At 71.5% G+C, this 12994-nt stretch carries 10 protein-coding genes and 1 pseudogene; 4 read left to right on the top strand and 7 right to left on the bottom strand.

Going from position 1 to position 12994, the window contains the following annotated elements:
- Positions 1-25 precede the first annotated feature (25 nt).
- The 6 genes and pseudogenes from ACFWM2_RS26365 to ACFWM2_RS26340 form a co-directional block, all read right to left on the bottom strand.
- On the bottom strand, positions 26-901 hold the full coding sequence (locus ACFWM2_RS26365; protein ID WP_383284693.1) for a siderophore-interacting protein: 876 nt from the start codon (positions 899-901) through the stop codon (positions 26-28).
- A gap of 70 nt (positions 902-971) precedes the next feature.
- Positions 972-2021, bottom strand: a complete 1050-nt coding sequence (locus ACFWM2_RS26360) for an ABC transporter substrate-binding protein (protein ID WP_383284690.1) — start codon at positions 2019-2021, stop codon at positions 972-974.
- Positions 2022-2198: 177 nt separating this feature from the next.
- Positions 2199-3359 (bottom strand): acyl-CoA dehydrogenase family protein, encoded by a 1161-nt coding sequence (locus tag ACFWM2_RS26355; RefSeq protein ID WP_383285344.1) that lies wholly within the window; start codon positions 3357-3359, stop codon positions 2199-2201.
- 10 nt (positions 3360-3369) lie between these two features.
- Positions 3370-4332: a hydroxymethylglutaryl-CoA lyase gene (locus tag ACFWM2_RS26350; RefSeq protein ID WP_383284687.1), complete on the bottom strand. Its 963-nt coding sequence runs from the start codon at positions 4330-4332 to the stop codon at positions 3370-3372.
- A gap of 142 nt (positions 4333-4474) precedes the next feature.
- Positions 4475-6398 (bottom strand): annotated as a pseudogene (locus ACFWM2_RS26345) (acetyl-CoA carboxylase biotin carboxylase subunit); the annotation flags it as partial.
- Between the two features lie 14 nt (positions 6399-6412).
- On the bottom strand, positions 6413-8035 hold the full coding sequence (locus ACFWM2_RS26340; protein WP_383284684.1) for a carboxyl transferase domain-containing protein: 1623 nt from the start codon (positions 8033-8035) through the stop codon (positions 6413-6415).
- 86 nt (positions 8036-8121) lie between these two features.
- Here ACFWM2_RS26340 and ACFWM2_RS26335 point away from each other — a divergent pair, with 86 nt between their 5' ends.
- The 4 genes from ACFWM2_RS26335 (at position 8122) to ACFWM2_RS26320 (ending at position 12007) form a co-directional block, all read left to right on the top strand.
- Positions 8122-8724 (top strand): TetR/AcrR family transcriptional regulator, encoded by a 603-nt coding sequence (locus ACFWM2_RS26335; RefSeq protein ID WP_383284681.1) that lies wholly within the window; start codon positions 8122-8124, stop codon positions 8722-8724.
- Positions 8725-8925: 201 nt separating this feature from the next.
- A complete protein-coding gene (locus ACFWM2_RS26330) occupies positions 8926-10083 on the top strand; it encodes an acyl-CoA dehydrogenase family protein (protein WP_383284678.1) in 1158 nt (385 codons plus the stop codon).
- 34 nt (positions 10084-10117) lie between these two features.
- On the top strand, positions 10118-10999 hold the full coding sequence (locus tag ACFWM2_RS26325) for an acyl-CoA thioesterase (protein ID WP_383284675.1): 882 nt from the start codon (positions 10118-10120) through the stop codon (positions 10997-10999).
- 9 nt (positions 11000-11008) lie between these two features.
- Positions 11009-12007 (top strand): cation diffusion facilitator family transporter, encoded by a 999-nt coding sequence (locus tag ACFWM2_RS26320; protein ID WP_383284672.1) that lies wholly within the window; start codon positions 11009-11011, stop codon positions 12005-12007.
- 151 nt (positions 12008-12158) lie between these two features.
- Here ACFWM2_RS26320 and ACFWM2_RS26315 read toward each other — a convergent pair whose 3' ends face one another.
- Positions 12159-12947 (bottom strand): phosphatase, encoded by a 789-nt coding sequence (locus tag ACFWM2_RS26315; protein ID WP_383284669.1) that lies wholly within the window; start codon positions 12945-12947, stop codon positions 12159-12161.
- Positions 12948-12994: the final 47 nt, after the last annotated feature.

The raw sequence follows: 12994 nt of genomic DNA, 5'->3' as shown, positions 1-12994 counted from the left end.
CGTACGCCTCGGCCGCGTCGGCGAGTTACTCCTCCTCGCGCAGTTGCTCCTCGCTCAGCCCGCGGCGCCAGTAGCCCACGAACGTGACCCGCCTGCGGTCGAACCCGCGCTCGCGCACGAGATGGCGGCGCAGCTCCTTCACGCCGCCGGACTCGCCCGCGATCCAGGCGTACGGGGCGGCGGCGGGCGGGAGTTGGGCATCCCGGATCGCGTCGAGGGCCGTGGGGGTGGGGGCACCTCCCACGCCCTTGGGGCGGTGGGGGACCTCGTCGCGTACCAGCCAGGTGATCTCGGCGTCGGCCTCGGTCACCACGTCCTGGATGTCCCCGGCGTGGTGGACCTCCAGCCAGACGCGGGCGCGGGTGCCCGCCGGCAGCGATTCGAGGATCGCCGTGGCGGCGGGTACGGCCGTCTCGTCCCCCCACATGACCACCAGGTCGGTGTCCGCGGGCGGACGGAAGCGGATCGCCCGGTTGTCCTCGATGGCGGGCCCCAGCAGCAGGACGCGGTCACCGGCGCCGGCGCGTGCCGCCCACCGTGCGGCGGGACCCGCCGGCCTGGCCGCCCCCGGCTCCACGCCGTGCAGCGCGAAGTCGATGTCGATCTCGTCGGGGTCGCGCCGCAGGGCCCGCAGCGTGTACGAGCGCATCACCGCCCGTACGTCGTCCGGGAGTTCGCGCCAGCCGTGCCACCAGCCGTCGCCCAGTTCGATGGGGACCGCGGGCTCGGACTGGCCCGGATGCGGCAGGAACAGGGACAGGCTCTGGTCCCGGCCGGCGGAGGCGAACGCGTGCAGATCGGGGCCCGCGAAAGTCACCCGCAGCAGAGACGGGCCGAGCCGCCTCGTCCGTACGACCTGGAGGGAGAAGAAGCGGAACGGGGCGGCTACGGCCGTTGTCATGAGGGCTCCTGAGTCTTCGTCAGGGGGCGGGGGTCCGGGAGGGTCGGTGCCGACCCTCCCGGGTGAGGGGTCAGCTGACCTTCTTGGCCTTCTCGATGGCGGTGGCGAGGTCGTCGAGGATCGGGGCGCACTTGTCGTACGAGAAGATCGGCTCGGTGACGCGCGGGATGACCTGGCCCGCCTTGACGGCCGGGAGCTTCTTCCAGGTCGCCTTGGTGATGTCGGCGGGCTGGATGGTCGAGGTGCGGTTGTCCATCATGATGAGGTCCGCGTCGTACTTGTCGACGTTCTCCCAGCTCAGGTTCTCGAACCAGCCGCCGCTCGCCGCGAGGGTCTTGGCCGGCGGCTCGACGATGTTCACGCCGAGCGCCTTGAAGTACTCCAGGTCCACGGAGAGGTTGGAGCCGGAGACGTAGAAGATGTCCTGGCTCGCGGAGCCGATGAGCACCTTGATGTCGGGGTTGGCCTTGGCGGCCGCGCGCAGTCGGGCGGCCGCGTCCTCGAAGCGCTTCTTGGCCTTGGTGACCCGGTCCGCCTGCACGTCCGCGCCCAGCGACCCGGCGAGCGCGAGCAGGCGCTGCAGCGGCTCGGTCAGCTGGCGGTCGTAGACGGAGATGCCGACGCTCGGCGCACCGACCTTGAGGATCGTGTCCGCGGACTCCTCGGGGACGTACCAGAGGGTGCCCTTGGCGTCGAACATCGTGGAGATCAGGACGTCGGGCGCGAGGGCCGCGTACTTCTCGATGTTGAACTGGCCCCACTCGTTGCCGAGGATCGTCAGCTTGCTGATGTCCATGTCGCCGGCCTGGACATCGGCCTTGCCGTCCTTGGTCCTCGTCGGGCCGAAGACGCCCTTGACCTCGATGCCGTAGTCGAAGAGGGCGGCGGCGACACCGGTGAAGGCGACGATGTTCGCCGGGACCCTGTCGGCCTTGGCGGTCTTGCCGCGGTCGTCCTTGAACGACCAGGGGCCGGACTTCGCGGCCCCCGAGGTGCTGCCCGTTCCACCGCTTTTCGCGTCTTCGTCGCCGCAGGCGGCGAGCGCGGCGCCGAGACCGAGGGCGCCGCCCGCGGCGAGGACGCCGCGGCGGGTGAGGTGGGTGGAACGGGCCTTGGACATGAGTGTGACTGCTTTCGGCACGGGGCGGAGCGCCCGCCGGACAAGTTCGAAGGTAGGTTAGCCTAACCTCAGTTTCTGTCCAGGGGGTAGGTCGCCCCCGCGGCAGCCCTCCGGCCTGGGGCAGCGGGTGTGCCCGGTGACGGCCGGCCCGGCGGGTGCGCTCCGTGCCCGCCGTCGTCAGCCCACGAGCCCCAGCTCCCGGGCGATCAGCATGCGTTGCACCTCGCTCGTGCCCTCGCCGATCTCCAGGATCTTGGAGTCGCGCCACATCCGGGCCACCGGGTACTCGTTCATGAAGCCGTAGCCCCCGTGGATCTGGGTGGCGTCGCGGGCGTTGTCGACCGCCACCGTCGACGAGTAGAGCTTGGCGAGCGCGGCCTGCTTCTTGAACGGCTCACCGGTGATCAGACGGGACGCCGCGTCGCGCCAGGTGAGCCGGGCCGTGTGCGCCTTCATCTCCATGTCGGCGATCTTGAACTGGATCGCCTGGTTCGCCCCGATGTTCCGCCCGAACGCGTGCCGTTCCTTGGCGTACTTCACCGACTCGTCCACGCAGCCCTGGGCGAGGCCGGTGGCCAGCGCCGAGATGGCGATCCGGCCCTCGTCGAGGATCCGCAGGAACTGCGCGTAACCGCGGCCCTCCTCGCCGAGCAGGTTCGCCGCCGGTACGCGCACGTCGGCGAAGGACAGCTCACGGGTGTCCGAGGCGTTCCAGCCGACCTTCGAGTAGGGCGCCGCGACCGTGAAGCCGGGGGTGCCGGACGGCACGATGATCGCGGAGATCTCCGGACGCCCGTCCTCCTTGCGGCCGGTGACCGCGGTGACCGTCACCAGAGCGGTGATGTCGGTGCCCGAGTTGGTGATGAAGCACTTGGTGCCGTTGATCACCCACTCGTTCGTCGCCGGGTCGAGGCGGGCGGTGGTGCGCGTCGCGCCCGCGTCGGAACCGCCGTCCGGCTCGGTCAGCCCGAAGGCGCCGAGCATCTCGCCGGAACAGAGCCGGGGGAGCCACTCGGCCTTCTGCGCGTCGGTCCCGAAGAGATACAGGGGCATCGCGCCGAGCGAGACGCCCGCCTCCAGGGTGATGGCGACGGAGGAGTCGACGCGCGCCAGCTCCTCCAGGGCGATGCCGAGGGCGAGATAGTCGCCGCCCATCCCGCCGTACTCCTCGGGAAAGGGCAGTCCGAAGAGCCCCATGCGGCCCATCTCCCGGACGATCTCGTACGGGAACTCGTGCCGCTCGTAGAAGTCGCCGATCTTCGGCGCCACGACGTCGTGCGCGAACGCCTCGACCGTGCGCCGGAGTTCTTCCAGTTCGGGGGAGAGGCGGTGGTCCAGGGACATGGGATCACTCCTTGTGGGGCTGTGTTGTTCCACCGAGCGCTTTGACGGTGCGGGACGGGCTGGGTCGGCCCAGTCGGCCGGCCATCCACACGCTGGTGGCGGTGAGACGGCCGAGGTCGACCCCGGTGTCGATACCGAGGCCCTGGAGCATCCACACGAGGTCTTCGGTGGCGAGATTGCCGGTGGCGGACTTGGCGTACGGGCAGCCGCCGAGGCCGCCCGCGGAGGCGTCGACGGTCGTCACGCCGTGCTGGAGCGCGGCCAGCGTGTTGGAGAGCGCCTGGCCGTACGTGTCGTGGAAGTGCACGCCGAGGGCGCTGGTGGGGATGTGCTGTTCGTTCAGCGCGGCGAGGAGCGCCTGGACGTGCCCGGGTGTCGCCACCCCGATGGTGTCGCCGAGGCTCAGCTCGTCGCAGCCCAGGTCGAGCAGTGCCCGGCAGACGCGGACGACCTGGGGCACCGGCACCGCGCCCTCCCAGGGGTCGCCGAAGCACATGGACAGATAGCCGCGGACGTGGAGGTTCGCCGCCCGCGCCTTCTCGACCACGGGCGCGAACATGGCGAGTGCCTCGTCGACCGTCCTGTTCAGGTTGGCCTTCGCGAAGGACTCGGTGGCGCTGGCGAAGACGGCGATGCGGTCGGCGCCGAGCGCGAGGGCCCGGTCGAGCCCGCGGTCGTTCGGCACCAGGACGGGCAGGTGGACGCCCGGCAGGTCCCGGACGAGCGGGAACAGCTGCTCCGCGTCGGCCAGTTGGGGCACCCACTTGGGGTGCACGAAGCTGGTGGCCTCGATGGTGGTCAGGCCCGCGTCGGCGAGGCGCCGGACGAACTCCGCCTTGACCTCCGTCGGCACGGTCGCCTTCTCGTTCTGCAGTCCGTCGCGGGCGCCGACCTCGTGGATCCGCACCCGCGCGGGCAGGCCCTCGGCGGGTACGACCATGGGGAGGGCCGGTTCGGGGATGGTCATGCCTGCTGCTCCTCTCCGACGGGTCCCACGGGCGCGTCCGCCGGGGCGGGTTGGGTCTGCGCCGGGGTGACTGCCGCGTCCGCCGGGACGGGGCCGGTCCCCGCCGGGGTGGCGTCCGCCGCGTCGTCCGGGGTGGGCTCCGCCTCCGCCGGTGTGATGACCGCCAGGACCTGGTCCATGGCGACGGTCGTGCCCGGTGTGACGTCCAGCTCGCTGACGGTGCCGGCGTGCGGTGCGGAGACGACGTGCTCCATCTTCATCGCCTCGACCACCAACAGGCTCTGACCGGCGGTCACTTCATCGCCGACGGCGACCTTCACGACGGTCACCGTGCCGGGCATCGGGGCGGTGAGGGAGTCGGCACCGCTGCGCGCGGCGCCGGTGAGGGAGGCGGCCACCGGGTCGTGGTCGCGCACCTGCCACGCGTCGCCGTCCCGGCCGATCCAGTCACCGGCGCGATGGAACGTGTGCCGTACGCCGTCGAGGGTCACGGAGACCCGGTCGGCGGTGACCGCGTGGGAGCCGCGCGGGGAGTGCGTGACGGGTTCGAATCCCGGCACCCGCAGGGCGAAGCGCACCGGCTCCGGTTCGCCGCCGAGCCGCCACCCGCTCGGCACGGAGAACGGGTCGGTCCAGCCACTGCCCCGAGGAGCCAGCGCGTCGAGCCGTACGGCAGCGGCGGCCTCGTACACCTCGTCCGGCACCTCACCCGGCACCAGGGAGTCCGCCTCCCGCTCCACGAGCCCGGTGTCCAGGTCGCCCGCCACCACCGCCGGATGGGCGAGCAGCCGGCGCAGGAAGCCGGCGTTGGTCTGCACGCCCAGCGTGACCGTCTCGGCCAGCGCCGCCCGGAGCCTGCGCAGTGCCGTCGCGCGGTCGGGGCCGTACGCGATGACCTTGGACAGCATCGGGTCGTAGAGGCTGCCGACCTCCGTGCCCTCGCTCAGGCCCGAGTCGGTGCGGACACCGTCGCCCTGCGGCTCGCGCAGTGCGACCACCGTGCCGCCGGACGGGAGGAAGCCGCGGGAGGGGTCCTCGGCGCAGATGCGGGCCTCCACCGCGTGCCCGGCGAGGGTGATGTCGTCCTGCCCGTACGGGAGTTGCTCGCCGGCGGCCACCCGCAGCTGCCACGCGACCAGGTCGAGGCCGGTGATCAGCTCGGTCACCGGATGCTCCACCTGGAGACGGGTGTTCATCTCCATGAAGTAGTACGACGACGGGTCGCTGCCGGGGACGATGAACTCGACCGTGCCCGCGCCCCGGTAACCGCAGGAGCGGGCCGCCTGGACGGCCGCCTCGCCCATCGCGGCGCGGGTGCTGTCGTCCAGGAGCACGCTCGGCGCCTCCTCGATGATCTTCTGGTGGCGCCGCTGGAGCGAGCACTCGCGCTCGCCCAGATGCACGACGTTTCCGTGGCCGTCGGCCAGGACCTGGATCTCGATGTGCCGGGGGCGGTCGATCCAGCGCTCCACGAGGAGCGTGTCGTCGCCGAAGGAGGCGCGGGCCTCGCGCCGGGCGGCGGCGATCTCGTCGGCGAGCAGGGCGGCCTCGCGCACCAGCCGCATGCCCTTGCCGCCGCCGCCGGCCGACGGCTTCAGGAGCACCGGCATGCCGATCTCCCGTGCCGCGTCGGCGAGTTGCGCGTCGGTGAGCCCGCTGCCGGACGAGCCGGGGACCACCGGGACGCCGGCCTTCTGCACCGTCTCCTTGGCGCGGATCTTGTCGCCCATGAGGGCGATCGCCTCGGCGGGCGGGCCGATGAAGACCAGCCCCGCCTCGGCGCAGGCACGCGCGAACGCGGCGTTCTCCGCGAGGAAGCCGTAGCCCGGGTGGACCGCCTGTGCGCCGGAGCGCGCGGCGGCCTCGATGAGCCGCTCCGCCGACAGATAGCTCTCGGTGGCCGGCGCCGGACCGATGCGGACCGCCGTGTCCGCCTCGCGCACATGCCGGGCGTCGGCGTCCGCGTCGGAGAAGACGGCCACCGAGCGCACGCCCAGCGAGCGCAGCGTGCGGATCACGCGGACGGCGATCTCACCGCGGTTGGCCACAAGTACCGTGTCGAACATCGTCAGGGGTCCCCTCACATCCGGAAGACGCCGAAGCCGTCGGCCTTGGGCGGCAGTGGCGCGTTGGCGCAGGCGGTCAGGGCAAGACCCAGCACCTGCCGGGTCTCCAGCGGGTCGATCACGCCGTCGTCCCAGAGCCGGGCCGTCGCGTAGTAGGCGTTGCCCTGCTGCTCGTACCGGCTGCGGATCGGGGCCTTGAAGGACTCCTCGTCCTCGGCGGGCCAGGACTCGCCGCGCGCCTCCAGCTGGTCGCGCTTGACGGTCGCGAGGACGGACGCGGCCTGCTCGCCGCCCATCACGGAGATCTTGGCGCCCGGCCACATCCACAGGAAGCGCGGCGAGTACGCCCGGCCGCACATCGAGTAGTTGCCCGCGCCGTACGAACCGCCGATGACGACCGTCAGCTTCGGCACGCGCGTGCAGGCCACGGCCGTGACCATCTTGGCACCGTGCTTGGCGATGCCCCCGGCCTCGTACTGCCGGCCGACCATGAACCCGGAGATGTTCTGCAGGAAGACCAGCGGGATGCCGCGCTGGTCGCACAGCTCGATGAAGTGGGCGCCCTTCTGGGCGGACTCGGAGAACAGGATGCCGTTGTTGGCGACGATCCCCACCGGGTGGCCGTGGATCCGTGCGAAGCCGGTGACGAGGGTCTGCCCGAACTCGGCCTTGAACTCGGCGAAGCGCGAGCCGTCGACCACGCGCGCGATGACCTCGCGCACGTCATAGGGGGTGCGGGAGTCGACCGGCACCGCGCCGTACAGCCCGAACGGGTCCACCTTGGGCTCGACGGGCTCCGACACCGACCAGGGCAGCTGCCCGCGCGCGGGGAGGGTGGCCGCGATGTTCCGGACGATCCGCAGCGCGTGCGCGTCGTCCTCCGCGAGGTGGTCGGTGACACCCGACACGCGCGCGTGGACCTCGCCGCCGCCCAGCTCCTCGGCCGTCACGACCTCGCCCGTGGCGGCCTTCACCAGGGGCGGGCCGCCGAGGAAGATCGTGCCCTGATTGCGCACGATCACGGCCTCGTCGCTCATCGCGGGCACATAGGCGCCGCCCGCCGTGCAGGAGCCGAGCACGGCCGCGATCTGCGGGATGCCGGCGCCCGACATCCGCGCCTGGTTGTAGAAGATCCGGCCGAAGTGGTCGCGGTCGGGGAAGACCTCGTCCTGCAGGGGCAGGAAGGCGCCGCCGGAGTCCACCAGGTACACACAGGGGAGCCGGTTCTCCAGCGCCACCTCCTGGGCGCGCAGGTGCTTCTTGACCGTCATCGGGTAGTACGTGCCGCCCTTGACCGTCGCGTCATTGGCGACGATCACGCACTCGCGCCCGCTGACGCGCCCGATCCCGGCGATCACTCCCGCCGCCGGTGCCTGTCCCTCGTACATCCCGTCGGCCGCCAGCGGGGCCAGCTCCAGGAAGGGCGAGCCCGGGTCGAGCAGCGTGTCCACGCGCTCGCGCGGCAGCAGCTTGCCGCGCGCGGTGTGCCGGGCGCGGGCCCGCTCACCGCCGCCGAGCCGGGCCGCGGCCAGCTTGGCGCGCAGCTCCTCGCCCAGGGCGTGGTGCGCCGCCTCGTTGGCTCGCCAGGCCTCCGACGCGGGGTCTGCCGCGCTCGTCAGCTCCGGTGCCTCGTGCATCCCGCGGTCCCCTCACTTTGTTAATGAGCGTTAACGCATTTCCTCCAGGTTAACGAGCGCTAACCTCCCTGTCTAGAATTGCTTTCATGGCCACCAGAACCGACGCCCCCACCCGTCGCGAGCAGATCCTCAAGGAAGCCGCCCGGCTCTTCGCCGAGCGTGGTTTCCACGGCGTCGGAGTGGACGAGATAGGAGCGGCGGTCGGCATCAGCGGCCCCGGTCTGTACCGGCACTTCCCGGGCAAGGACGCGATGCTCGCCGAGCTGCTGGTGGGGATCAGCGGCCAGCTGCTCACCGGCGGCAAGCGCCGCGTGGCGGAGGCCGACGGGGACGCGGAGACGCTCCTCGACTCGCTCATCGAGGGGCACATCGACTTCGCGCTCGACGACCGCCCGCTGATCACCCTGCACGACCGCGAGCTGGACCGCCTCCGGGACACCGACCGCAAGCTCGTACGGCAGCTCCAGCGGCAGTACGTCGAGCTGTGGGTGGAGGTCGTCCGGGAGGTCTATCCGGACCTGGGAGAGCCCGCCGCCAGATCGTCCGTGCACTCGGTCTTCGGGCTCCTCAACTCCACCCCGCACCTCGGCCGCCCGGGTGCCCTCCCGGGCCGCACCGGCACGGCGTCCCTCCTGCACCGGATGGCCCGCGGGGCGTTCGCGGCGGCCGGCACGGCCGCGGTCGACTGAGCGGCCCCCGGCGATCCGACGGGGTCGCGGGCGTGACGAGCGTTACGGGGGTGCTCCCCTGGACGGTCTCCGTACTCACCGGTACCTTTGATCTGAGCAAGCGCTTAGCCACGGGACCGCAACCAGCAATTGAGGAACCCGCACGGCGAGCAACCACATCCGCGAGAGCGGCGCCGGTTCAGGCGCAGAGAGGGGCCGGCGGTGCGCCGTACGGTGTTCAACGAGGATCACGAGGCGTTCCGGGAGACTCTGCGGGCCTTCATCGAGGCCGAGGTCGTTCCCGTCTACGACGAGTGGTTCGCCGCGGGCCAGGCGCCGCGCGACTTCTACTACAAGCTCGCCGAGCTGGGCGTCTTCGGCATCCGCGTCGACGAGGAGCACGGCGGCGCCGGCATCGACTCGTACAAGTTCGAGGCCGTGATGTACGAGGAGACCGCCCGCGCGGGTGTCTCCTTCGGCGGCTCCGGTGTGCACGTGCTGCTCGGCCTGCCCTACATCAAGATGCTCGCCAACGACGAGCAGAAGAAGAAGTGGCTGCCGAAGTTCGTCTCCGGTGAGGAGATGTGGGCCCTCGCGATGACCGAGCCGGGCACCGGCTCCGACCTCGCGGGCATGAAGACCACCGCGAAGCTCTCCGAGGACGGCACGCACTACGTCCTCAACGGCGCCAAGACCTTCATCACCGGCGGTGTGCACGCCGACCGTGTGATCGTCTGCGCCCGCACCTCCGCGCCGCGCGAGGACGACCGCCGCTTCGGCATATCGCTGTTCGCCGTCGACACCAAGTCCGAGGGCTACTCCGTCGGCCGCAAGCTGGACAAGCTCGGCCTGAAGGTCTCCGACACCGCCGAGCTGGCGTTCGTCGACGTGCAGGTGCCGGTCGAGGACCTGCTGGGCGAGGAGAACAAGGGCTTCTCCTACCTCGGCCTCAACCTCGCCTCCGAGCGCTGGGGCATCGCCTTCGGCGCCTACGCGCAGGCCGCCGCCGCCGTCCGGTTCGCCAAGCAGTACGTCCAGGAGCGGACCGTCTTCGGCAAGCCGGTCGCCGCCTTCCAGAACACCAAGTTCGAGCTGGCCGCCTGCCAGGCCGAGGTGGACGCCGCGCAGGCCGTCGCCGACCGCACCCTGGAGGCCCTGGACGCGGGCGAGCTGACCCCGGCCGAGGCCGCGAGCGCCAAGCTGTTCTGCACCGAGGTCGCGCACCGCGTCATCGACCGCTGCCTCCAGCTGCACGGCGGCTACGGCTTCATGAACGAGTACCCGATCGCCCGGCTGTACGCGGACAACCGCGTCAACCGCATCTACGGCGGCACGAGCGAGATCATGAAGTCGATCATCGCCAAGGACATGGGGCTGTAAGGCCCACGAAAAAAGTTCACGGTACAACTGACCCATGAGTCAGGCACTTGAGTCCCTGCTCGATCTGCTCGACCTCGAGCGGATCGAGCAGGACATCTTCCGCGGCCAGTCACGGTCCGCCGTCGTCCCGCGCGTCTTCGGCGGGCAGGTGGCGGCGCAGGCACTGGTCGCCGCCGGCCGTACGGTCCCGGAGGACCGGCTCGCCCACTCCCTGCACGCGTACTTCCTGCGCGCCGGCGACCCGGGCGCGCCCATCGTCTACACCGTCGACCGGATCCGCGACGGCCGCTCCTTCACCACCCGCCGGGTCGTCGCCGTCCAGCACGGGCAGCCGATCTTCCATCTCTCCGCGTCCTTCCAGACGTACGAGGAGGGCATGGACCACCAGGCCGCCATGCCGGCCGCACCGGACCCGGAGACCCTGCCGACCGCGGCCGAGATGCTCCCGCGGTACGCGGACGTCATCACGGAACCGGGCGTCGTGGAGCGTCTGCTGGAGGCGCGCGAGGCCGTCGATCTGCGGTACGTCGACGCCCCGCCCTTCGGCAGCGTCGGCGAGGCCCGCGAGCCGCGCTCCCAGGTGTGGTTCCGCACGAACGGCAAGCTCGGCGGCGCCATCGACGAACCGCTGCTGCACGTCTGTCTGGCGACCTACGTCTCCGACATGACGCTCCTCGACTCCGTGCTGCTCGCGCACGGGCGCGGCGGCTGGGCGATCGGGGACGTCGTCGGGGCCTCGCTCGACCACGCGATGTGGTTCCACCGGCCGTTCCGCGCCGACGAATGGCTCCTGTACGACCAGGAGTCGCCGTCCGCGTTCGGCGGCCGCGGTCTCGGCCAGGCCCGTATCTACACACAGGACGGGCGGCTCGCCATTTCGGTCATCCAGGAGGGCGTGGTCCGCATCCCGCGGTAAGACTGGGGCATGGCCGAAGCGGACGTGGAAACGGAACAGGACAAAGACGGCGACGTCGGCGGCGGTGGCGAGAGCACTTTCACGGTGATCGTCGCCGCCGTCGCCAATCTCGGCATCGCCCTCGCCAAGGCCGTCGCCGGTGTCATCAGCGGCTCCAGCGCGATGCTCTCCGAGGCAGCGCACTCGGTCGCCGACACCATCACCGAGGTGCTGCTGCTCACCGCGCTGAAGCGCAGCGAGAAGCCGGCGGACGAGGAACATCCGCTCGGCTACGGGCCGGAGCGGTACATCTGGGCGATGCTCGCGGCCGTCGCCACCTTCGTCGGCGGCGCGGTGTTCTCCCTCTACGACGGTATCCACACCCTCGTCGCGGGCGAGGAGCTCGGCGACCCGCTGGTGTCGTACATCGTGCTGGCGCTCGCCTTCGTGCTGGAGGGGTACTCCCTGCGCACCGGGGTGCGGCAGGCCCGGGGCGAGGCCGATCGCTTCGGGGCGTCCGTCAAGCTCTACCTCCGGCACACCCCCGACACCGCCGTGAAGGCCGTCGTCATGGAGGACTCGGCCGCGCTGGTCGGCCTCGTCCTCGCCGCGGGGGGACTGCTTGGCGGGCAGCTCACCGGATCCGGGGTCTGGGACGGTGCCGCGTCCCTGTGCATCGGGGTGCTGCTGCTGTACGTCGCCTGGGTGCTCGGGCGGTCCAACGCGCAGCTGTTGATCGGGCGGCCGTTGCCCCGGCCGATGCGGGAGCGGATCCGGGACGAGCTGCTCGATGTGCCGCATGTCGAGGCGGTGCTCGAGCTGATCACCCTGGTGCAGGGGCCGCGGGAGGCTCTCGTCGCCGCCAAGGTCGACTTCCGGGACGTGTCGACTGCCGCGGAGATCGAGTGGGCCTGTGAGCAGGCGGAGGCGCGGTTGCGCGAGGCGTTTCCGGCGGTGAGCCGGGTGTACCTCGACCCGACGCCCGGGTACGCCCAGCGGCGGGCGGAGGGCTTGAACCCGTGGCCGTGAGCTGTCCCGGGGGCGGGGACGGGTGGTTGTCCCTACGGGGTTCTCGCCCCCGCCGCCCCTACCCGTCCCGCACCTGGGGGCTCCGCCCCCAGACCCCCGTATCGCGCTGACGCGCTCGTCCTCAATCGCCGGACGGGCTGAAAAACTCTGCTCAGGACAGGCCCGCCTCGGACAAGAGGTACGCGGTCATCGGGTCGTAGTGCCGGGGACTGGTCACGTGGTCGTCGAGGGGGATCGTGACCTGGAGGGTCCCCTCGGCCTCGGCGAGGAAGAGCGCGGGGTCGTTGGAGTCGGCGTATCCCATGGAGTCGACGCCGAGTTGGCCGGCACAGCCGGCCCAGCCGTGGTCGGCGACGACGAGGTCGGGCAGCGGCCGCCCAGCCCGCTCGAGCCCGGTGAGGATCGCCCGCATCGGCTCCCCCGAGTGGGTGTGCCAGAGCGTCGCCCCGTGCTCCAGCACCGCCACGTCCGCGAACTGGAAGACGTACCCCTCGTCCGTCTGCAGCCCCTCCGGGATGACGACGATCTCGCACCCGGCGGCCCGCAGCGCGGCGGCGGTGGCGCGATGCACGTCGAGCAGCCCGCCGGGATGGCCGGTGGCGAAGAGGACCCGCTGCCCGCCGGCGGCCGCCTTGCGCAGCCGGGCCGCCATCCGCTCCAGGGCGTCGACGGTCAGGTCGGGGTCGATGGTGTCCTGTCCGTAGCGGTACTCCGGGTCGTCGTTCACGCCGCACCGCTCCGCCATCACCGCGAGCACGTCCTGCTCGTCGCTCCAACGGTCGCCGAGCTCCAGACCCAGCCAGAAGTTGCGGTCGCCGTTCGCGAGCTTGCGGTAGTGGGAGAGGTTGTTCTCGCGGGGCGTGGCGACGTCGCCCGCGATACGCGTCCGTACGAGGTGGTCGACGAGCTCGGCGCGGCTGGGGGTCCCGGATATCGGCATGGTCCTTATTCTGCCGGTCCGGCCCGGTGGGAGTCTCCGATGTCCCG

The organism is Streptomyces sp. NPDC058371 (assembly GCF_042723265.1).
In the GTDB taxonomy this organism is placed as follows: domain Bacteria; phylum Actinomycetota; class Actinomycetes; order Streptomycetales; family Streptomycetaceae; genus Streptomyces.
Note: the sequence above shows the minus strand (reverse complement) of the source record. Positions and strands in the feature narration are given on the sequence as shown.

Bases quoted from the DNA above. Each gene is read 5' to 3' on its own strand.
- ACFWM2_RS26335 (WP_383284681.1), top strand. From the start codon at position 8,122: ATGGCCACCAGAACCGACGCCCCCACCCGTCGCGAGCAGATCCTCAAG.
- ACFWM2_RS26360 (WP_383284690.1), bottom strand. From the start codon at position 2,021: ATGTCCAAGGCCCGTTCCACCCACCTCACCCGCCGCGGCGTCCTCGCC.
- ACFWM2_RS26315 (WP_383284669.1), bottom strand. From the start codon at position 12,947: ATGCCGATATCCGGGACCCCCAGCCGCGCCGAGCTCGTCGACCACCTC.
- ACFWM2_RS26325 (WP_383284675.1), top strand. From the start codon at position 10,118: ATGAGTCAGGCACTTGAGTCCCTGCTCGATCTGCTCGACCTCGAGCGG.
- ACFWM2_RS26340 (WP_383284684.1), bottom strand. From the start codon at position 8,035: ATGCACGAGGCACCGGAGCTGACGAGCGCGGCAGACCCCGCGTCGGAG.
- ACFWM2_RS26320 (WP_383284672.1), top strand. From the start codon at position 11,009: ATGGCCGAAGCGGACGTGGAAACGGAACAGGACAAAGACGGCGACGTC.
- ACFWM2_RS26350 (WP_383284687.1), bottom strand. From the start codon at position 4,332: ATGACCATCCCCGAACCGGCCCTCCCCATGGTCGTACCCGCCGAGGGC.
- ACFWM2_RS26365 (WP_383284693.1), bottom strand. From the start codon at position 901: ATGACAACGGCCGTAGCCGCCCCGTTCCGCTTCTTCTCCCTCCAGGTC.